Source organism: Ruegeria sp. YTSC106 (genome assembly GCF_059609765.1).
This window is the reverse complement of the sequence record NZ_JBXWMI010000006.1, coordinates 39,991-61,729: the sequence shown is the minus strand read 5'-3', so window position 1 is coordinate 61,729 and position 21,739 is coordinate 39,991. Positions and strand designations below refer to the sequence as shown.

Annotated in this window: 15 protein-coding genes; 11 read left to right on the top strand and 4 right to left on the bottom strand. The window is 55.5% G+C overall.

Going from position 1 to position 21,739, the window contains the following annotated elements; all coding sequences use genetic code 11:
- Nucleotides 1-28: 28 nt before the first annotated feature.
- Complete coding sequence (locus tag AC2FEB_RS10040) at nt 29-3,937, bottom strand: Ig-like domain-containing protein (RefSeq protein WP_496672858.1); 3,909 nt, start codon at nt 3,935-3,937, stop codon at nt 29-31.
- 160 nt (nt 3,938-4,097) lie between these two features.
- Between AC2FEB_RS10040 and AC2FEB_RS10035 the strand changes: the two genes are divergently transcribed.
- From AC2FEB_RS10035 to rfbA, 5 genes are all read left to right on the top strand, one after another.
- A complete protein-coding gene (locus AC2FEB_RS10035) occupies nt 4,098-6,146 on the top strand; it encodes a dockerin type I domain-containing protein (RefSeq protein ID WP_496884012.1) in 2,049 nt (682 codons plus the stop codon).
- Between the two features lie 378 nt (nt 6,147-6,524).
- Entirely contained in the window at nt 6,525-7,094 is a 570-nt protein-coding gene (rfbC, locus tag AC2FEB_RS10030) for a dTDP-4-dehydrorhamnose 3,5-epimerase (protein ID WP_299901871.1), read from the top strand.
- Nucleotides 7,091-8,131 carry a dTDP-glucose 4,6-dehydratase gene (rfbB, locus tag AC2FEB_RS10025; protein WP_496672864.1) on the top strand — a complete coding sequence of 347 codons (1,041 nt, stop codon included), beginning with the start codon at nt 7,091-7,093 and terminating at the stop codon, nt 8,129-8,131. The genes rfbC and rfbB overlap by 4 nt, the downstream gene beginning before the upstream one ends.
- On the top strand, nt 8,128-8,991 hold the full coding sequence (gene rfbD / locus AC2FEB_RS10020; RefSeq protein ID WP_496672867.1) for a dTDP-4-dehydrorhamnose reductase: 864 nt from the start codon (nt 8,128-8,130) through the stop codon (nt 8,989-8,991). Before rfbB ends, rfbD begins: the two co-directional genes overlap by 4 nt.
- A gap of 18 nt (nt 8,992-9,009) precedes the next feature.
- Nucleotides 9,010-9,876, top strand: coding sequence for a glucose-1-phosphate thymidylyltransferase RfbA (gene rfbA / locus AC2FEB_RS10015; RefSeq protein WP_117873695.1), 867 nt, complete (start codon nt 9,010-9,012; stop codon nt 9,874-9,876).
- A gap of 73 nt (nt 9,877-9,949) precedes the next feature.
- Here rfbA and AC2FEB_RS10010 read toward each other — a convergent pair whose 3' ends face one another.
- Nucleotides 9,950-10,804 carry a glycosyltransferase family 2 protein gene (locus AC2FEB_RS10010; RefSeq protein ID WP_496672872.1) on the bottom strand — a complete coding sequence of 285 codons (855 nt, stop codon included), beginning with the start codon at nt 10,802-10,804 and terminating at the stop codon, nt 9,950-9,952.
- An 883-nt stretch (nt 10,805-11,687) separates the two neighbouring features.
- Here AC2FEB_RS10010 and AC2FEB_RS10005 point away from each other — a divergent pair.
- From AC2FEB_RS10005 to AC2FEB_RS09995, 3 genes are all read left to right on the top strand, one after another.
- Entirely contained in the window at nt 11,688-12,602 is a 915-nt protein-coding gene (locus tag AC2FEB_RS10005; protein ID WP_162896900.1) for a class I SAM-dependent methyltransferase, read from the top strand.
- Nucleotides 12,602-13,867: a glycosyltransferase WbsX family protein gene (locus AC2FEB_RS10000; protein WP_117873687.1), complete on the top strand. Its 1,266-nt coding sequence runs from the start codon at nt 12,602-12,604 to the stop codon at nt 13,865-13,867. Before AC2FEB_RS10005 ends, AC2FEB_RS10000 begins: the two co-directional genes overlap by 1 nt.
- Nucleotides 13,868-13,996: 129 nt before the next feature.
- The gene (locus tag AC2FEB_RS09995) at nt 13,997-15,274 is read left to right on the top strand and encodes a glycosyltransferase WbsX family protein (RefSeq protein WP_496672877.1); all 1,278 of its coding nucleotides are present in this window, start codon (nt 13,997-13,999) and stop codon (nt 15,272-15,274) included.
- Between the two features lie 94 nt (nt 15,275-15,368).
- Here AC2FEB_RS09995 and AC2FEB_RS09990 read toward each other — a convergent pair whose 3' ends face one another.
- The gene (locus AC2FEB_RS09990) at nt 15,369-16,310 is read right to left on the bottom strand and encodes a LysR family transcriptional regulator (RefSeq protein ID WP_496672880.1); all 942 of its coding nucleotides are present in this window, start codon (nt 16,308-16,310) and stop codon (nt 15,369-15,371) included.
- 103 nt (nt 16,311-16,413) lie between these two features.
- Here AC2FEB_RS09990 and AC2FEB_RS09985 point away from each other — a divergent pair, with 103 nt between their 5' ends.
- Nucleotides 16,414-17,448, top strand: a complete 1,035-nt coding sequence (locus AC2FEB_RS09985) for a phosphotransferase family protein (protein ID WP_496672883.1) — start codon at nt 16,414-16,416, stop codon at nt 17,446-17,448.
- Between the two features lie 11 nt (nt 17,449-17,459).
- Nucleotides 17,460-18,701 (top strand): acyl-CoA dehydrogenase family protein, encoded by a 1,242-nt coding sequence (locus AC2FEB_RS09980; protein WP_496672886.1) that lies wholly within the window; start codon nt 17,460-17,462, stop codon nt 18,699-18,701.
- 93 nt (nt 18,702-18,794) lie between these two features.
- On the opposite strand, the gene AC2FEB_RS09975 is transcribed toward AC2FEB_RS09980, so the two are convergent.
- Nucleotides 18,795-20,390, bottom strand: a complete 1,596-nt coding sequence (locus AC2FEB_RS09975) for a GMC family oxidoreductase (RefSeq protein WP_496672889.1) — start codon at nt 20,388-20,390, stop codon at nt 18,795-18,797.
- 109 nt (nt 20,391-20,499) lie between these two features.
- Between AC2FEB_RS09975 and AC2FEB_RS09970 the strand changes: the two genes are divergently transcribed.
- On the top strand, nt 20,500-21,738 hold the full coding sequence (locus AC2FEB_RS09970) for a TRAP transporter substrate-binding protein (protein ID WP_117873674.1): 1,239 nt from the start codon (nt 20,500-20,502) through the stop codon (nt 21,736-21,738).
- Nucleotide 21,739: the final 1 nt, after the last annotated feature.

Below are 21,739 nucleotides of genomic sequence, written 5' to 3'. Positions count from 1 at the left end.
ATTCCGTCCGTTCGTACGCCGGGTCGGGTTAAGCCGTTGCCCCAGTTGGGTCGGTGTGCAGGATGTTATCTGCGGTCAGGCCGCTCAGATCGCTCAGGTCTTGGAACGTGGCCACGGTTTCAACGCTGGCATCGTCCGGCGCCTGGAAATCTACCTTGACCAGAACACTGTTTGTTCCGTCGGTTGCCATAACGTAAAGCTCATCGCCTGCCATGGCTCCGGTGAAACTCTCGACAGCAGCTTCGATTGTGCTGGGGTTGAGGTCGGTGAGTACTGTGTCAAGACCGACAAATCCGGTGTTTGTGCCCAACATGTTGCCAGCGGAAAGCAATTCGAATCCGGTGCCATCACCGCGAAGCGCATTGGTGTCCAGCCCGTGGAACATCAGTGCGTCGGTTATATCCGCAGCCGGGCCAATCGTGAAGCCAGTCACAGTGTCTGTACCATTGCTGGCCGGGTCTGCTTCGAAGACGACGATGTCTCGTCCTGCCGCAGAAACATCAATGGTATCGTCGCCATCACCGCCGCGAGTGATGGTGTCCGTATTCGCGGCGACGAGTGTGTCATCACTATAGGTGCCAAACTGAACTGTCGTTGGTCCGCCATCAGACGTTTTGATTGTCAGCTCAATAGGCTGGCTGACGTCCTGGATTGTCATCGTGAAGATGACAAGCGGTTGAGAGAGATCTGTAAAGGTTGTCGCGGCGCCGGCAAAATTCATCGTGTCCCCGGCGCCCGGGCTGGCCAAAAACAAATCGAAGGCGTTGTTTTCCGAAACCGACGCGCTGTTGAATGTGGCAACTGAAGAGTCAAATCCGAGTTCTGCCGTCAAAGCCAAACCGTTGGAGATATCGCGTTCGGCTTCGGTGTAGATTGCGAACGTCACCGTAGATCCTGTGCGCCCGACTTCAGAGATCACGTAAGCGGCGGGTTCGTGCGCAACGGCTTGCTCGGAGACTGGTTGTGGATCCGGGCCACCCGCAACTGTCGCCTGCGCCGAAAAAACAAGGTCTTCACCGGCCTCTACAGCCGAAAAGTCAGACGCTGCGACAGACAATGTCCAGGATCCGTCTGCGGTCACTGTTGCTGATCCGACCGAAGTTCCGTTCAACGTGACATCCACCGACTGGCCGTTTGACAGTCCGTCGGATGAACCGCTGAGGGTAATACCGGAGGTTTGAGCATCGTCCAGAGCAATCGAATTGTTGACCCCGATATCGTTCAACGTCAACAAGGGGCGAAAATCTGTGGAGAGTGAGCTGTTCGCGGCTGCGGAGCTGTTTCCGGCAAGATCGTCAACAGTGGCGGAAATGGAATAGGTCGTTCCGTCAGAGAGCAGTCCAAGATCACTGGTGGGAACGGTAACTGCCCAAGACCCATTTGATGCAACGCCTGTATAGGTTTGCCCACCGAATGTAACCGAAACGGTCTGGCCATCTTCAGCCGTGGTTGTGCCCGAGATTGCAAGATCCACGCCCCTCTCGGTCACGTCCAACACGGCACCCACAGGCAGACTGTTAATGGCTATTGAAGGTGCTGTGAAGTCAGTGGCAAAGCTTGTTGTGGTTTGATTGTTGTTTCCCGCTGCGTCCGAGATCGACGCATTGATATTGTAAGTCTCGTTGTCTTGCAGGGCAGACAAATCTGTCACGGTTGCCGTATAGGTCCAGATGCCCCCGGTTACCGTTGCCGTTCCGGTAACGTCCGTAGTGCCGTCAGTGCGCGTGATCTCGACGGTAACAACTGTTCCGTCCGGCGCATCGGAAGTTCCTGACACTGTCAGGTCGGTTCCTTGTTCAACGGCGTTCATGACAGCCCCGTCGGATACGGTTGAAATTCCAATCGTCGGTGGCGTGAAATCGGTGGTAAAGCTGTTGTTGGCTTGTGGAGCTGGATTCCCGGCAGCGTCCGAGACATCCGCTGTTACGGTGATGGACGCCGCGTCAGAAAGACCTGTCAGATCCGAAGCAGGTACAGTCGCGCTCCAACTGCCTCCAGAAACCGTTGCAGTATAGGACTGCCCGTTCAAGCTGACAGTTACGATTTGACCGTCTTTTGCTGTCGTGCTTCCCGAGACGGAAAGATCTGTAGTCCGCTCGGATGCGTTCATGACAGCTCCGTCCGAGAAACTGTCGATGCTGAGTGTCGGCGCGGTCACATCCTTGGAAAGTGTCACTTCAGCCTGCGGTGCCGTCACGCCGCTGGCGTCGTCGACATCCGCTGTAACAGAGAAGTTGCCCCCATCCGGCAGAGACGCCAGATCCCCAGTTGGCACAGTCACGTTCCAGGCCCCGCCGGATACTGTTCCGGAATATGCTTGACCATCGAGGGTTACGGTAACTTGTTGACCATCCTCAACATTTGACGTCAGCCCGCTGATGGTCAAGTCGGATCCGGCTTCGGTTGCGTTCAGTACGGAACCAACAGGAAGCGGTGATATCGAAATGGAAGGGCCGGTCAGGTCCACGGGAACCGATACAAGAAGCGGCACTGCCGGATTGCCCGACACATCTTCGACGGCAACCAGAATCGATGCAGGCACTCCGGTGGAAAGACTGCCCAGATCGGAATTGGGGATCGTTACACTCCAGCTTCCGCCAAAAGCGGTGCCTGTATGCACTTGTCCGTTGAACGTAACGATGATGGTCTGACCGTCCTCTGCCGTGGTGGAACCGGTCAAGGCCAGGTCGCCGGCTACGTCGATCAGTTCTATCGAGCCGCCAGCCACGGGATCCAGAGAAACAGTTGGTGCAGTAAAATCAGTATCAAAGCTTCCGCTAGCCTGTGGTGCGGAGTTTCCCGTCGCGTCGGCAACATCAGCGGTAACGGCAATCGTCGAGCCATCAGGTAGGGCCGAGAGGTCTGCCGCCGGGGCAGTAACGCTCCATTGTCCGTTGGATACTGTGCCCGAATAGTCTTGCCCATTCATTGAGACGGTAACGGTCTGCCCGTCTTCTGCATCGGTCGTTCCGGTGACTGTCAGATCTGTTGCCTGTTCGATCGAATTCAAAACAACGCCATCGGAAAACCCGGTGATCGACAGGGTTGGTGGAATTGTATCAATATCGAACTGAACGGATTCGCTTGACAGTTCCGTGCCTGAATCGTCCAGATGTCTGACTGTCACCGTAGAGACGCCTTGCGGAAGCGCATTTGCTTCGGCAGCAGTGAGAGAAACGCTCCAACTGCCGTCATCGTTGGGCGTTACGCTTTTGACAAGCGAACCTATCGTGACCTCAACCGTCGATGTTCCTTCAGGAGCGGTGGCATTGGTAATGGCGCTGTTCAATGCCGTTGCCTGAAGTTCGGCCAGGTTCAGGCTGGTGTAGCTCGATTCTGGTTGGGGTTGGGGTTCAGGCTTTGGCGCGACGGGTTCAGAGGAATCGCCGCCACCGCCACCTCCGCCTGCGGCGGCAGCCGCACCGGCCAGACCAAGGCCACCCAGTGCAGCCCCTGCACCGCTGATTCCACCAGCTGCCGCTCCGGCTTCAGCTGCGCTGAACTGGGCGATTTGGGCAACCGCCTCTTCTGCGATCATGATTGCGCCGCTGTCCAAAACCTGTACGTTTTCCGCCGCCACGATCATCGTCCGACCGTCAGCCATTTTCAGAAGAACATCGCCGTTTTTCAGCAGTTTGGCGGATCGCACACCCGGAATTGTTTCTGCGAACTGGAAGGCGTACAGCTCCTCGACGGTTGCTTGCGACAACGCGGGCAAAGCCATCAATGTGGACATAAGGCCGCCAGCCGCGCCTCGACCCGCCCAACGACCAAGCTTTCCATTGATCCATTGTTGAACTTGAGATTTGCGATCTCCGTCCGTTGAGTCAGCCGCCGGACGATTGTTGGCCTCAGGTGCTATGGTCATCTTGCCCTCGCATGTGGTGTCCGCGATCATCGCAACAGGAAAGGATGTGCTGTTTGGCGTTTTGCTCATCTGTCTTTCCCATTTGTTGCCGTTGCGATCGGACCTGAAAAAATTGAGTTAAACTGAAACCGAACTTCTCGTTTTCACCACAATTCTGCTTTGGTTTCGGTCTGCTCATCTGGTCATCTTGCCGTAACTGCCAGGGGTGGCGTGTGAGGTGATGGCTGTGATGCTTCAGTTCGAAAGTGTAGTGGCAACGGGGAGCACGGCGCTCGATTCAGGTATCGGCGATACGGCTTTAAAAACGCTTAACGGGAATACGTATCTCTACACGGTGACCGGTCCGGGTGGCGGCGTCGCAGTCTGGCGGTTGGCCGAAGGTGCCCTGCCGCAGCTGGTTGACACAGAATATTACAGCGGTTCGATCACCTTCCAGGTGGGGCGCAGTGCCACGCCGATAACGCTGGCGGGAACCGAGCAGATTGCGCTCGATATCAACACTGCCGCGGGCCTGGTCGGGTATGACGTGAACGCGGACGGAACGATCGGTAGCCTGAAAGAAACAGGAACGCTCAACGGAGGCGGAGATATCTCGGCCATCGTACAGTTTTCACTTGGGTCTTCGGATGTCCTTGCGATGGCGCATGCGGATACCGACAATATCGGAACCTATCATGTTAACGCGAACGGGACGCTCAGTCTTGCGGATTTGATTGCCGGCACAGCGGATGCCATGCAGACATTGCGGTCGGGTTCGGAACATTTTCTGATCTCAAGTGACGCGGCAACAGACTCTGTCGCGACGTACCGCATCGACTCCGGCACGGGCACGTTAACCGAGATCAACAATGATTCGGCACTCGGAACCCTTGGTGTTTCAACCCCAACGGATGTCGAGACCGTAGAGGCATACGGTAAATCCTGGGTTGTGGTGGCGGGGTCCGGCAGCAACTCCCTCAGTGTTCTTCAATTGAACAGCGATGGAAGTTTGAAGGCGACGGACCATGTGCTTGATACGCTTCATACGCGGTTTGAATCGGTTCAGGATCTGGCGGTCATAGACGTGAACGGGCGAGTCTTTGTGGTTGCAGGCGGCGGCGATGATGGCCTGTCTCTGTTCACTCTGACACCCGAAGGTCAACTGGTTCATCTGGACAGTTTCGCGGACACGGTGGCGAGTGGGTTGCAGAATGTCGAATCGATCAGCGTTGCGCATGTGGGTGATGAGTTGCAAATTTTCGTAACATCGCAACAGGATGCCGGAGTGACTGTCCTGATTGTTCCGGTTGATGATCTGGGTGCGGTAAGAAAAGGGTTCGGTACGGTGAACGGGAGTGCGTCGGACGATATCCTGAGCGGCAGTATTCTGGACACGACCCTACTGGGAGGCGCCGGAGACGACATTCTCATCGTGGGGAAGGGTGCGACGACGATGTCGGGTGGTGCAGGGGCCGACATCTTCGTGATGCAGTCCGGTAGTGGTCTGACCACAATAACCGATTTTCAGGCGGGCTTGGATCGACTGGATATGTTCGACTACCTTCTGTTGCGGTCGCCTCAGCAACTGACCTTTACCAGCACGGCAAACGGGGCTCAGATCGAATATCGTGGCGAGACCGTGCAGGTCCAATCCGCCTCGGGCGGTGCTTTGACAAGCACGGATATCTTTGGCGCAGGCTTCGCCGGACCGGATCACATCCCGGTAGATTTCGGGGACCTGGGCGGGCAGACACCGGGCAGCTCTGATGGATTGGTCGGGCAGATTACGGTGGACAGCGAGGCCGCAAATCCGGGGCTGACGGACGCGGAAATCCGGTTCACGCCAGACGGCGGGGGTACGGTATCCGCTACCGCAGATGATCAGGGGCGGTTCGAACTGGAATTGCCGGATGGCACCTTTCCCGGAGTGCTGGACATCACCAAACACTATTCCACGGCAAGCGGGAGGATTGACGCGCTGGACGCTTTGCAAGTTTTGCGTATCTCGGTTGGTCTTGATCCGACATGGGGTCCAGCGACCTCGGAAAACCTGATAGCCGCAGACGTCAACAGGGATGGCACCGTCAACGCCCTGGATGCGCTTGCAATTTTGCAAGTCGCCGTCGGACAGCCCACGGCCCATGACCCTGAATGGGTATTTCTGGATGAAAACGCGGACCTTTCCGGAATATCCAAGGACAATGTAGCCTATCAAACGGGTATCGATGTTGTGGCCTTGGATGGGGTTATCAACGCGGACATGACGTCTATCTTATTGGGTAATCTCGAAGCGACCTGAACGTCGAGTGATGTCTCGGGTGAAGCAAGGTTTGTAACACTAAAAACGGGATGGCACTGGCTGGCTTTTACGGCCAAATTGACACGTCCCAGGCTCAGCGCTCGAATGCCATCCCACATTGTGGTGCTTTTGGTTTCGGCCCAAGCGTTGTCGCGCCTGCGGCTTCGTTATCTGTTCCATCCCTGTGTTTTCATGTGGAGATGGCCCAGTATTTTCAATGGATTCTACCAGAATCGCAATTTGCCTGTGATAATCGCCTGACCTTTAGAACCGATAAGCCGCTCAAATTGCTGATCGGACAACATAGGTCTTGGCGTCGGTGGAGCAAATGTGACATAGCAGGCCGAGACTTCAACACAGAGATGAAAACTAGTAACAATGGAAATATTGGCGCTTTCCATTCCGGAAGTGAAACTGATTACCCCGAAGCGTTTTGGCGATCATCGCGGGTTCTTTGAGGAAACCTACAATGCCGACGGCTTTGCGGCACAAGGGATTCATACGCAATTCGTTCAGGACAATCATTCCCTTTCGAGCACGGTGAACACGGTACGCGGACTGCATTTTCAAGCTCCGCCAAAGGCGCAGGCTAAACTGGTGCGCTGCGGTCGTGGGCGGCTGTTTGATGTCGCGGTCGATATCCGCAAAGGCTCGCCCACCTATGGTCACTGGGTCGGTGAAGAACTGAGTTTCGAGAATGGGCGGATGCTGTTGGTTCCGGTGGGATTCGCGCATGGGTTTGTGACGTTGGAGCCGGAGACCGAGATCGTCTACAAGTGTTCTGATACCTACGCGCCGGAAACTGAAGGTGCGGTTTGTTGGGACGATCCCGATATCGGCATTAAATGGCCACAGAACAATTCAGAACCCCAGCTGTCCGAGAAAGATCGGATCGCACCACTTCTGCGCGAAATTGAATCACCTTTCGTATTCGAGGGCACACAATGAAAATTCTGGTTACGGGCGGGGCGGGCTTTATCGGCTCTGCCGTTATCCGTCGCGCGATTGCCGATGGGCATTCGGTCGTCAATGTCGATGCCCTGACCTACGCGGCCTGTCTGGACAATGTTGCCGCTGTCGCAGATGTGCCGGAATACGTTTTTGAACATGCGGATATCCGGGATGCGGCCGCGATGTCGGCAATTCTGAACACGCACCAGCCCGACGCGATCATGCATCTGGCCGCTGAAAGCCATGTTGACCGTTCGATCGATGGCCCGGCAGCGTTCATCGACACGAACCTGACCGGTACTTATGTATTGTTGGAAGCCGCACGCACCTATTGGGTGGGTGCAGGCCGACCCGAGCATTTCCGGTTTCATCATATTTCAACCGATGAAGTCTTTGGATCCTTGGGTGAAACTGGGTTTTTCACCGAAGACAGCCCATACCAGCCGAACTCACCTTATTCGGCCTCGAAAGCGGGATCGGATCATCTCGTGCGGGCGTGGCGTGAAACATACGGCCTGCCAGTGGTTCTTACCAATTGCTCCAATAATTACGGCCCTTACCAGTTCCCGGAAAAGCTGATCCCCGTGGTCATCCTCAGCGCGCTGGCAGGCAAACCGATCCCGATTTACGGGAAAGGTGACAATATTCGCGACTGGCTGCACGTCGACGACCATGCCGAAGCCCTGTTGCTGGTTCTCGAAAAGGGCGAACTGGGCCGCAGCTACAACATCGGTGGCGAGAATGAGATGACCAATCTTGATCTTGTCAGAATGCTATGCGCAATTCTGGATCGCCTCAAGCCGGGTGAAACTCCCTATGCGGATTTGATCACGTTCGTCGCTGATCGCCCCGGTCACGATCAGCGCTATGCCATTGACCCGACCCGGATTCGCACGGAACTGAACTGGCGCCCTTCCTATACGCCTGAAACTGGTCTGGAACAGACAGTCCAGTGGTATCTGGACAACAGCGCGTGGTTAAACGCCCTGCAGGCCCGCAGCGGTGTGGGTGAGCGACTGGGTGTTGCCAAATGAAGGCGCTGGTATTCGGCCGCGGGGGGCAGGTGGCGACCGAGTTGCGACGTCGCGGACAGGCACATGATGTCTTGGTTGAATCCCTGGATCGCGCCGCGGCGGATTTGTCGGATCCGACGCAATGTGCAGAAGCCATCCGGAACACGGATGCGGACGTGATCATCAATGCAGCAGCCTATACTGCCGTAGACCAGGCCGAAGAAGAAAGAGAGCTGGCGAAGCGGATCAACGGAGATTCACCCGGAGCAATGGCGCGTGCCGCCGCGGCCCGAGACCTGCCCTTTCTGCATATTTCCACAGACTACGTTTTTGACGGTTCTGGAACGACCCCTTGGAGCACCGATAATCCGACCGGGCCGTTGGGAGCCTACGGTCAAACCAAACTGGACGGCGAACGCCAGATTGCAGCGGCTGGTGGACAGCACGCCATTTTGCGCACAAGCTGGGTTTTTTCGGCCCACGGAAAGAACTTTGTAAAGACCATTATCCGACTGGCAGCGACCCGTGACAAGCTGACCATTGTCGCAGATCAGATCGGTGGGCCAACACCTGCTGCCGACATTGCCGACACCTTGCTTGAAATGGCCAAGGCCGGCCCTGAAGCCAAAGGCGGCGTGTTCCACTATTCCGGTGCACCCGATGCCAGCTGGGCGGATTTCGCCCGTGAAATTGTTTCTCAATCCGGCTTGTCGGTTCAGATCGAAGATATTCCAACCGAAGCGTACCCAACGCCTGCGCCCAGGCCGCTGAACTCACGTATGGATTGTTCGCGGCTTGAAAATGTGTTCGGAATTCACAGGCCCGACTGGAAAGCTGGACTGGCCGAGATATTGAGCGAGTTGAAGTCAGCGACCAGCTGAACCTTGAAAGGACAGATTATGCAGCGCAAAGGCATTATTCTTGCCGGTGGGTCCGGAACCCGGCTTTACCCGATTACCATGGCGATATCGAAGCAGTTGCTGCCGATCTACGACAAGCCGATGATCTTTTACCCTCTGAGTGTTTTGATGCTGTCGCAGATCCGCGAAATCGCGATCATCACCACCCCTCAGGATCAGGATCAGTTTCAGCGCCTGTTGGGGGATGGCAGTCAATACGGGTTGTCCTTGACCTGGATTGTGCAACCGTCTCCTGATGGTCTGGCGCAGGCTTATACACTGGCCGAGGATTTTCTGGATGGTGCCCCGTCTGCATTGATTCTGGGTGATAACATTTTCTTCGGACATGGCCTTCCGGACCTGCTGCTCGAGGCGGATCAACTGGAGCGCGGCGGTACGGTTTTTGCGTATCGGGTCGCTGATCCCGAACGCTACGGCGTTGTGGATTTCGAAGGAAACAAAGCCCGCGCGATCGTCGAAAAACCAAAGGTACCTCCGTCGAACTACGCGGTGACGGGTCTTTATTTTCTGGATGGCGATGCTCCGGCCCGGGCGCTTGAGGTCAAACCGTCAGATCGCGGCGAGCTGGAAATCACGTCGCTGTTGGAGATGTATCTGGACGAAGGTTTGCTGGATGTGCAGACCATGGGGCGCGGTTTTGCCTGGCTGGATACCGGCACACACGGGTCTTTGCTGGATGCGGGAAACTTCGTGCGCACGATCACGGAACGTCAGGGTATGCAGACCGGCAGCCTGGATGAAATTGCCTGGGCGAATGGCTGGATCGACGACGAGGCTCTTGATACGCGCGCGCGCCTGTTCGCCAAGTCCACGTACGGCACCTATCTGAAGGGGCTTTTGAGCTAGGCCGGGAACTGTCTCATGGTTACGTGTTCAGGCTGGATTTAGCTTGGGCCGCAAACTGCTTCACGCTTTGTGATCAAGGTCTGAACGGGGCTGGTCGGGCATTCCGACCATGCCAAACGCCGCGCAAGAAGGCCCATTGTTTGGCGCGTTTTCTCGCTGAGAACAACACAACCGGTGACAGCATTTGCAGAAGCGCCGATGCCAGGGCTCGACCAAAAGCCATCGGGACTTCATGTTTGCGGGCGACATAAACTCTCGATTGCCCCATATACCAGCCTTTCAGGCCAGCGATGGCTGGGCTTCCTGGAGAAGACTTGCCTCTGGCGTGGCGCATCTGAGCGTTGTGAATATAGTACAGTGGACCGCAGACAGCCTTGAGCCGCAGGCTCAGGTCATCGTCTTCATGATACAGAAAGATCTCGGGATCAAACCCGCCAACCGCTTCGAATGCTTCGCGGCGGACAAGAAACGCGGCGCCGACGAGGACCGGCAATTCAAAGTCGGAATTGGCTGTTTTCCTGGGCAGGGTCTCATTTCGGGGAATGATCACACTGTAGCGCCTGAAACGAGGTGCCCCCTTCCGGTCGAGAATAGCAGGATTGAATGCTGACGCATCCGGATGATTGTCGGCCCCCTCTTGCAGAGCGTCTAACGCTCCGGGCAACAAATGAGAATCCGGGTTCAGAAACAAAAGCAGGTCCGAGGTTGCTTTGGCGGCACCAAGGTTGCAGGCGCGGCCAAATCCAATGTTTTCAGGGTTTTCGACCAGAGTTGCGCCGTGTGCCTTTGCCAATTGCCGCACCGTTTCAATATCATCCGACCCATTGTCGACTAGAATCGTGGGCACGCCTTCGGGGATCGAATTCAGCATCTCAGGCAGGACCCCGGTGCTGTTGTAGCAAACGCTTATGATCGTAATCTGTGACAATCCTGCCCGCCGTATCTGTGGAATGGACCTGATTGTTACTTCCTCTCAAACACAGTTAGGGTCAACCCCGGTTCCAGTGTGACAGGTCTGGGCTGCAGAGTGCACTCTGTGGCCTTGTCCGCTCAGCGACAACAATCTGTGAAGTATTTGAAGCGGTTTGAACCGGTGAAGCCAGGACATAAAACCGATCAACGAGGGTGGCAGGTTGGCGAAAACACGTTGGGAAGTGCTGGGCTTTTTGCTCTGAGCAGTGCGATGTACGTCTTTGTGGTTTTCCGATTTCCGACAAATGAGGTGAGTGAGCAGATTGTTGCCTGTCGTCTAGTTTGAAACCAGGAAGTAGCAGCACGCCTTGAAAGCGATATAGGAATCCCGGTGCAATCCATTTGCCAGAGTAATGCGCATGCGGTGCACCGTAGGTGTTGCAAATGGTTGCAGACGCAAGGGTGCGCGCTTTGTACCAAGCGCGCATCTGACAGACATCATACTGCCTAAACCGCAACCTTCCGCGATATCGGTAAGCTGCGGAAACTATGCAATTATTTCAAGCATGCCTCTGATGGAACGCGGCAGGAAACCACGAAATACGTCTCGACAGTCACGCGTATGTCGACTCTCCAAGGTGAACGGGTTTCGAACCACAATTCAGTCTAAAAGCGTTACTTTGGAAGTGGTTGCGGAGAATCTTCGTTGTCAATGGCCCCAGGCGAGGGGTCATTGCTGCCGGGGAAGTTTTGTGCAACAGTAACCGCCGAAACTGAGTATTATCTGGGTATAACATCTGAAGCCTCATGTATCGGTTTGGTATTGGGGATTGCTGAACCAGACCAAACTATATAGCAGCCGAATTGAAGCACGAAATAAGCATCACGGAAGAATTGCAGTGAGCGATAGACACACTTACGAATACGACATTGATATGAATAGTGATGTAGCACCTGCACGTGTGCTGCGCATGGTAAAGCCCGGGTCCAAGGTGCTTGAGATCGGGGCCGGGCCTGGTTCGATCACGCGCCATCTTTCCGGCACGTTGGAATGTGATGTTGTGGCGCTTGAGATCGACCCTTCGGCGATCGAGAAGCTAAAGCCGTTTGCCCGTTCGGTGTACCCGATGGATCTCAACGATGATTCATGGAGTGACATCGTTCGCGAAAAAGACGGGGTTTTCGATTACGTGATCGCAGCAGACGTTCTGGAACACGTTTACGACCCGTGGAGCGTTCTTTCAGGCATGAAATCGCTTTTGAACGACACGGGGTCGGTGATTCTTTCGCTGCCGCATGTTGGCCATGCAGCGATTGCTGGTTGTCTTGTCGATGAAGATTTCGAGTATCGTGACTGGGGCCTGTTGGATCGAACCCATGTCCGGTTTTTCGGCGTCAAAAATGTTCAGCACCTGCTGTCTTCGCAGGGTATGAGCATTGAACAAGCCGAGTTTGTGGTTCGTTCGCCAGAGATGACGGAGTTTTGCCACCGGTGGAGTCGTTTGCCTCAGGATGTTCAGGCTGCATTGCAGCGCAATCGCTATTCTCATGTGTTCCAAGTCGTGAGCAGATCGGTCCCGAAAGAACGCGCGGTAAATGATATCTACCTGATGGGTTTACCCGTCGAACAACCCGATGAAGAAACCAGACAGCATTGGACCAACATGATGGCTGGTTTGCCTCTGTCCGAGGACGTTGACCTGCAATCAACGATCGGTCCCGTTAACTCAGGTACAGGTTCGCGCGTTGATCCGGGCCCACTGGCCAAGAAGAAAAAAAAATCGCTTGCGCGGATGTTGGGGTTGAAGAAGTAATGTCCACGAGCATCGCCAATCGTGAATTTGGCAGTATCAGGACTATTGCCTTCTACCTACCTCAGTTCCATCCGATCCCGGAAAACGATGAGTGGTGGGGCAAGGGCTTCACCGAGTGGACAAATGTCGCAAAAGCCAAGCCACTTTTCACCGGGCACTATCAAACTCATCTTCCTACAGATCTGGGGTTTTATGACTTGCGGGTCCGTGAAACGCGGCTTGAGCAGATTGAAATGGCCAAAGCCAGCGGAATTGATGGATTCTGCTACCATTACTACTGGTTTTCCGGAAAGCGACTGCTCGAACGTCCCGTCGACGAAATGCTTGCGGATCCTGAAAGCGATATGCCGTTTTGTCTTTGCTGGGCGAATGAGAACTGGACGCGCCGCTGGGATGCGGCTGAACACGAGATCCTCATTGAGCAGAAGTACAAGCCCGAAGACGATCTGGAATTCATTAAGTCGATCGAGCCTTTTTTTCGTGACCCTCGCTACATAACAGTAGATGGCGCTCCGTTCCTGATTGTGTATCGTCCACAACATCTGAAGAACTCGCGCAAAACCGTTCAGGTCTGGCGAGACTATTGCGCGTCTGTTGGAATCCCCAAAATACATCTGGCCTGTGCGCTTACGCACCGTAACTGGGACTACGCGTCATACGGGTTTGATTCCGGTGTGGAATTCCCGCCCCACAGCATCAACGTGCCCAACCTCTCGCCAGAGGTGGATTTGTTCGACGATTTCCAAGGCCATTGCGTCGACTTTTCCGCGATCGCAGAACAGTACCTGGGTCACAACTATGGACCGGAAAACAACGTTCATCGATCGGTTTTTCCGTCCTGGGACAACACTGCCCGGCGGAAAGAAAATGCCATGATTGTTTTGAACGGAACGCCACAGAACTATGAATATTGGCTCTCGCAAGCCTTGCGCAAAACCGCTCAGGATTTCCCTGACCAGGAACGTTTCGTTTTCGTGAATGCATGGAATGAATGGGCGGAAGGATGTCATCTTGAACCGGATCGGGAGTATGGGCACGCGTTTTTACACGCGACTAAAGCCGCTCTACAGGGGTCAAAGCTGACCGACTGGACGCATGTGGGTGTGCCCGAGATCTCGCGCCGTCGCGAAGCCACCCAAGGTCACGCGCAACCCGTTCCATATGGTGCCAATAAATCATTGGCCAAACGGGCTTTCCGTCTTTTGCGCGATACGGTCAGCGGTCGGTTGCTGAAGCAATGGCTGTCCGCGGCCCGCACAAAATAGAAAACCACGCTGGATTGAGTTGCATGAAAGTTCCAAGTACTCGTCATGCAACTCTGTCTCGTGCTTTGCGTAGAAAAAAAGGTTTTCTTTGTCATAGTCGGCACGACGCGCCTTAGTACGAGAAACTGCATGTCCGTCAAAGATACCCTGCTTTACTATTTGCTGACCGCGGCGTCGAAACTCAGCCCACCTTTGTCGCCACGTACGGCAAGGCGGTTTAGAAATTCAGCCAAGAAAAGAGACCCCAAACGGGGTTGGGACAAACCGGGGCAATCAAACAGGCAGGGATTTGAAGCCGTTGGTCAGGCCGAAGAGTTCAAACCTTTCGACCCGCCTGCGAAAGCTGATCCCGCAGTACGGGCGATCGCGCATTACCTGCCGCAATTTCACCCATTTAAAGAGAATGATGAATGGTGGGGTAAAGGCTTTACCGAATGGACCAATGTCGGAAAGGCCGTTCCGAATTACCCGGGCCATTACCAGCCTCACTGTCCTATTCATCTGGGCTACTACGACTTGCGGTTGCCAGAGATCATGGTCGAACAGGCGCGGATCGCGAAATCTTACGGGATAGGAGGCTTCTCCTATTACTACTATTGGTTCGGCGGAAAGACCCTGATGGAACACCCGCTCGAACAAATGTTGGGCAATCCGGAGGTTGACATGCCTTTTTGCCTGACATGGGCAAATGAAAACTGGACGCGCCGATGGGACGGGCGGGCGCATGACGTTCTTATCGCGCAGAACCATTCGATCGAGGATTCCCTGAACCTTCTCCGCCATATACGCAAGTACTTTGATGATCCGCGCTACATTCGGATTGATGGGAAGCCGGTTTTCATCGTTTACCGTGCGAACATCATACCGAATATCGAAGAAACAACCGCAGCATGGCGAAAAGAGGCGCAGAGCTGGGGCGAATCGGACCTGTATCTCATCGCTGCCCAGACTTTCGATATTGGCGATCCCGAGAAACTGGGTTTCGACGCTGCTATGGAGTTCCCTCCGCATCAGGTAAAGCGCACCGACATCACGGATGAGATGGGGATCTACAATCCAGAGTTCACAGGAGCCGTTCTGGATTATCAAGCCGTGGTCGAGGCAGAGCTTCAAAAGCCGGAACCTGAATACAAGTTGTTTCGGTCCTCCACGCTTTCCTGGGACAATACCGCGCGCAATCAGGATGCTCCTCGGATTATGGGCCGGTTTTCAATCGATGCCTACAGGCGCTGGACGGAACATTTGTGTCGTCAGGTTCTTGCGCAGGAAAAATACAGTGCTGACGAAAAAATCGTTTTCATAAACGCATGGAACGAGTGGGCAGAGGGGACCCATCTGGAGCCTGATCGAAGATACGGCTTTGCTTATCTTCAGGCAACGTATGACGCATTACCCAAAAAAGTCTGAGAGTCAGATCAACACGTGAAGTTTTCGACTTCCCGGTTTCGAGGATCGGAAGGCAAGCTCCTCTGATATCCTGCCGACTCATGTTGCTTATAGTTCAGTCACTACTCTGATCGACCATTTGATGCTGTTCCCAATCGTTTGGTCTGCCAGTGCGACCTGCGATTTGGTCGAACATCCATTGCACTGCTTCGTCGCCGTCAGAACGGATATGCCGATAAAGGCGGAGTTCGATCGGAGGTACTTCAACCGGCAACCTCAACATGCGAAGCCCCATTTCACGCGCGCTGCGTTCGGTCAGCGTGGCAACCATGTCGGTCTTGTGCAGAATGTCCTGGATGTTCTGATAGCTTTGCATCTGAAGCCCGAGTTTTCGCCGCGCGCCCAATTTGCGCAGGACGATGTCGACCGGACTCGCCCCCTGAGGTCGAGAGGAAACATGCAGGTGAGTCAGCTGAAGATAACTCTCCAGCGTCAATGGGTCACTGCCCAGCGGGTGGTCGGGTCGCATGGCACAGACATAACGGTCCTTCATGATGGTCTGGCTGATCAGATCCGAACTGTCCGGCATCGGAATGTCCGACGCGATGTCGATCGTGCCCTGCTGCAACGCCTTGCGCGTATCCCGGCGGGGAATGCGCACGAGGCTGAGTTCGACCTGCGGTGCCGTGCCTTGAAACCCGGACAAAAGCCCGGGCAGGATGATGAGGCTGTGAAGGTCGACCAAACTGACCCGGAACAGCCGTTTGCTGGTAAACGGGTCGAACCGTTCACCCTGTGCCGATGCGGCTTGCAACTGGTGGAGAGCGGCTGAGATCCTGTCCGAAATGCTCTCTGCCAGGGCCGTGGGTTGCATCCCCGTGCCGGTTTTCACGAAAAGCGGGTCGTTCAGTGTCTTGCGCAACCGGGTCAGGGCGTTGCTGACGGCCGGTTGCGTGATCGACAGGCGTTCGGCAACACGGGTCAGGTTTCGCTCGGTATAGATGGCGTCGAAAACAACAAAAAGATTCAGGTCGATCTTGTTGAGCTTGGTCGTCATGTCATTCACCAGATTTATGCTGACGATCATGCAAGTAAATTTCACAAATGTCATTGGTGGCGGTAAGCTGTAAGACATCCTGGCGGAAAACGGAGATTTGTGCATGACATCATCCGGCCTCGAACTCGATACCGAGCGGCTTTCGACATATTTGGGGCGCCACATCGAAGGTTTCGCCGGTCCGTTGTCCTATCGGAAGTTTTCAGGTGGGCAGTCGAACCCAACCTATCTGCTGAAGGCCGGTGGTTCGAAATACGTGCTGCGCCGCAAACCGCCGGGCGACCTGCTGCCTTCGGCCCATGCCGTGGATCGGGAATATCGTGTTCTCAAGGCACTTCATGGCACTGCGGTTCCGGTCGCCAAACCTTACGTGTTGTGTGAGGACACGGATGTCATCGGTTCCATGTTCTATGTCATGAGCTTCCAGGAGGGTCGGATCTTCTGGAACCCGGCGCTTCCTGAGTTGGACGTGACGGACCATCGCCCGATTTTCGACGAAATGATCCGCGTTCTGGCTGCGCTGCATTCGGTTGACACAGGTGCCGTCGGCCTGTCTGATTTCGGCAAACCGGGGAATTACTTCGAACGCCAGTACAGCCGCTGGACCAAACAGTACCGCGCTGCGGAAACCAGTAATCTTCCAGAGATGGAACAGCTTATGGGCTGGCTGGCCCGCAATTTGCCGGATGGTGACGGTTCGGTCAGTCTGATCCACGGCGATTTTCGCATCGACAACTTTATCTTCACTTCGGATACCCCGCAGATTACTGCGATTCTGGATTGGGAACTGTCGACGCTGGGCCACCCGATGGCTGACCTGGGCTATTTCTGTGTCTGTCTCCGGTTGCCGCCGACCGGTCTGATCCGGGGGTTGCAAGGGCTGGATCGCGCTGCTTTGAACATCCCTTCCGAAGCCGAGATGATCGAGCGGTATTGTTTGCTGCGTGACCTGCCGGAGATTGAGAACTGGACCTTCTATCTGGCGTTTTCCTTCTTCCGGATGGCTGCGATTGCACAGGGTGTTTACAGCCGTGCGCTGGCGGGAAATGCATCGAACGAGAACGCGATGGCGTTCAAGGATCTGGTGGCCCCTCTGGCGCAAATGGCGCTCGACGAAATCGCCGCTGCAACGCACTGAAGAGGATCACAATGGATTTTGCCCCATCGCCACGCGCCGAGGAAATGCACGACCGGCTAAAAGCCTTCATGCAGGCGCATATCTATCCGCGCATTCGCGACCACAAAGAGGAAATAGAAGCCGGCCATTTCCCGGTTTCGTTCATGGAAGACCTCAAGTCGCTGGCCCGCGCCGAGGAGCTTTGGAACATGTTCCTGCCCTCCTTGCGGGATGATGAGCCCGGTACGCGGCTCAGCAATCTTGATTACGCGCCCCTGGCCGAGTTGATGGGGCAGGTGAGCTGGTCTTCGGAAGTGTTCAACTGCAACGCGCCGGATACCGGGAACATGGAATTGCTGCACATGTTCGCCACGCCCGAGCAGCGCGAAGAGTGGTTGGTGCCGCTGTTGAACGGCAAGATCCGCTCGGCCTTTGCCATGACCGAGCCGGATGTGGCGAGTTCGGACGCGACCAACATAACGACATCCATCCGGCGCGCGGGGGATGAATACGTCATCAATGGCCGCAAGTGGTTCATCACCAATGCGTGCCACCCCAACACCAGACTGTTCATCGTCATGGGCAAAACCGACCCGAACGCCGATCGCCATAAACAGCAAAGCATGATCATCGTTCCAAAGAATACGCCCGGTTTGGAGATCGTGCGCAATCCGACGATCCTGAACATGCACGATCCCGAAGGGCATGCTGAACTGGTTTTCAAGGACGTGCGCGTCCCGGCCGGCAATCTGCTGGGTGAAGAGGGCAGCGGCTTTGCACTGGCTCAGGCGCGGCTTGGGCCGGGGCGTATTCATCATTGCATGCGTTCGATCGGGGCGGCGGAAATGGCGCTGAACCTGATGGTGGAACGCGCCCAGGAACGGAAGACATTTGGCAAGCAGCTTTCGGAACAAGGCGTGATCCGTGAATGGATCGCGAAATCCCGGTTAGAGATCGAACAGGCCAGGCTGTTGACCCTGAAGGCGGCCTGGAAGGTAGATCAGGTGGGCGCGAAAAAGGCGTTCCGCGAAATATCTCTGATCAAGGTGGTAGCGCCCCAGGTGCATGCAACGGTTACGGACCGTGCAATGCAGGTTTTTGGCGCTATGGGCATGACGCCTGACACGCCTTTGGCCGACAGTTACACTTGGGCCAGGGCGTTGCGCTACGCCGACGGTCCTGACGAGGTTCATCTTCAGGCTATTGCCAAACAGGAGTTGAAGAATTCCAACTATGGGATGTCCGCGCTATGGCTGACGCCGCCTCCGAGGTAAGTCAGGGCAGGGATGGTATCATCCGAATATCCCGAAGATATGCAAGCCGAGTTGCCCGGATTGCCCGGGCATTTGGACACGGAGCGTGTTGCGCTATGTTCCGGCGGCAAGTAAGTCACTCGCCTTTTCTCCGATCATGATCGCGGGGGCGTTTGTGTTGCCGCTGACGATTTCGGGCATGATCGAACAATCCGCGACCCGCAGGTTTCCGATGCCGTGAACCTTTAGCGCAGGATCTACGACTGCGGTTTCATTCGTACCCATCGCGCAGGTCCCCGTTGGGTGATAGATCGAAACGGAATTCGACCTGACCCAGTCCAGAGTGCCCTCGTAATCGTCGACAGATAGTTGAGATGTCGGGCGGAACTCTTCGGAAATCTTTGATGCCAGCGGATTGTGCTGTGCGATTCTGCGGGCGATGTTCACGCCGTCGACGATGGTCCGGCAATCCGTTTCCGTCGACAGATAGTTCGGAATGATCTTTACATGCTGTGACGGGTCCGGGCCGTTCAGATGCAGTTCACCCCTGCTTTCCGGCCGCAGCTGGCACACGGACATGGTAAAGGCGGAAAACGGGTGTACGCCTTCGCCGGGGCTGTCGGCGGACCATGGTTGTACATGGAACTGAATGTCGGGCGTTTCCACGTCCGGGCGTGTTTTCATGAATCCAGTTGCAAGGCTGGCTGCCATGGTCATCGGACCTGCGCGGAACAACGCGTATTTGAGCGCAATGCGGGCCTGATTGATCAGGCTGCGCACCTCGTCATTCAATGTGGGCTCATTGCATTTGAAAACGAGACGGGCCTGCAAATGATCTTGCAGTCTTTTGCCGACACTGGGCAAGGCATGTACCGGATCGATCCCGTTTTTCTTCAGGTGGTCAGGATCGCCGATACCCGACAACATCAGAATTTGAGGAGAGTTGATTGCACCACCGGACAGGATGATTTCGCGCCGTACTTTGAGGGTTATCTCATTGCCTGCGCGATCCCTATAGACAAGTCCGGTCGCCCGTTTCCCATCCAGCTTTATGCGTGTCACCAGTGCGTTCGTGATGATATTCAGGTTTTGCCTGTTTCGAATTGGTTTCAAATACGCCACGGCTGAACTGCACCTGCGACCATTGCGGGTGGTCAGCTGAAAGTACCCTACGCCTTCCTGATCTGCGCCGTTGTAATCTGGATTGAAAGGGTATCCGGCGGCTTGTGCTGCCGCGACCCATGCGTCGCAGATCGGTCGCTGAATGCGCATGTTCGACACCGATAGCGGCCCGCCGACACCGTGATACGGGTCTTCGCCGCGCTCTTGATCTTCGCTGCGTTTAAACAGCGGCAGCACGTCGTCCCAACCCCAACCGACATTCCCCATCTGGCGCCAGCGGTCATAATCTTCCTTTTGGCCGCGCACATAGAGCAAACCGTTCAGTGAGGATGAGCCGCCGAGCACTTTCCCGCGCGGCCAGTCGATCGAGCGCCCGTTCAGACCTAGATCAGGCTCGGTCCTGTAACACCAGTCCACCGAAGGGTTGTGCATGGTCTTGAAATAGCCAACCGGGATGTGGATCCAGGGGTTGGTGTCGCGGCCGCCGGCCTCCAACAGCGCGACGGTCGTGTTGGGGTCGGCGCTGAGCCGGTTGGCGATGACACAACCCGAAGACCCCGCGCCAACTACCGCATAATCCACTTCCATGACCGCCTCCTTCCAACGTCGTTGAAAAAAACTCTATGCAAGATGCAAGAATTATACTAGTCTTTTTTGATACAAAACGTCTCAATAATTGCGAACAGGGAGGTAAGCAATGGAGATTGGTCGAAAACTGAGTGGTATTTCGCGGCGGGATTTTTTCCGGGTGGCGGGTCGTTACGGCATGAGCTCGACGCTACTTGCGGCAGGAGGATTTGGCGGGGCGATGAGCCTGGCAAATCTGGCGCAAGCGGCAGAATCCACTTACGAAAAACGCTTTTCTAAAGAACCAAAGCACACGTTGAAATTCGGTGCTTCGGGCTTCAACACCCGCAACCTTCTGATTGAACGCGCCGGAGCCATCGAATTCGCGCGCGATCTGGAAGAGAGGACCGATGGTGAGATTCGGATCGAGTTCATCGGCGACAACCAGATCTGCGGACAACTCAGCTGCGTTGAGAAAACGCAGCAGGGAATCGTCGATATATACGCAGCCTCGACCCAAAACTCGGCCGGCGGTGCGCCTTATCTGAACGTTCTGGACTATGCCTACATGTTCCCGAGCCGTGCGGCGCAGTATCATTTCTTCTACAGCCCGGCCAGCCAGCGCATCCTGCGCGACCCGCTGGAAAAGCGGCACGGGTTGAAATTCCTGTTCACCCACTGCGAACTGCGCGGACTGCAAATGGGCTCGACCTTTGCCGACAAGCCGACCGTGACCAAGCTTGAAGAGTTGTTTGGCACCAAGAACCGCGTGACGGGCACGCAGCTGGGTCGGATCGCAATGCAACTGCTGAATCTGAACCCTGTGCCGGTAGCATGGGAAGAAACGCTGGATGCGCTCAAAACCGGTCTAATCGACGGGGCGGAAACCTGGGCTTCGGCGGTGGCGTATGCGAACATGGCACCTGTGGTCTCGCAATCCGTGAACCTGAAGTTCTTCTGCGGCACAGAACATACCTCGATGTCTGCCAAAGTATTCGACGGGCTGGGCGGCGAGTTGCAGGATGCTGTGATGGAGTCGTCCTACTTCACGCAAGCCCTGATCCAGGGCGCGAACGAGGCGGCGCTGCTGAACACCGTTGGTTTCTCGGATCCGCAACTGCCGCATACCATATTTGCGGAAAACGGCGTACGCCCAGCCTTCCTTCCGGATGACCAGATCAAGCTGGCCGAAGAAATGTGTGCCCCGAACTTTAACCCAGAACCGTGGGCGCAGTGGCGCGAACGGCTGAACAAGTGGGCCGGTGGCATCGATACCTACCAGGAGATCTACGACATCGCGCGCGAGATTCCTGCGGACACGCTGCCAGAAAACGTCGAGCCGCGCCGCTGGTGGAAGGGCGAGGCCTGAT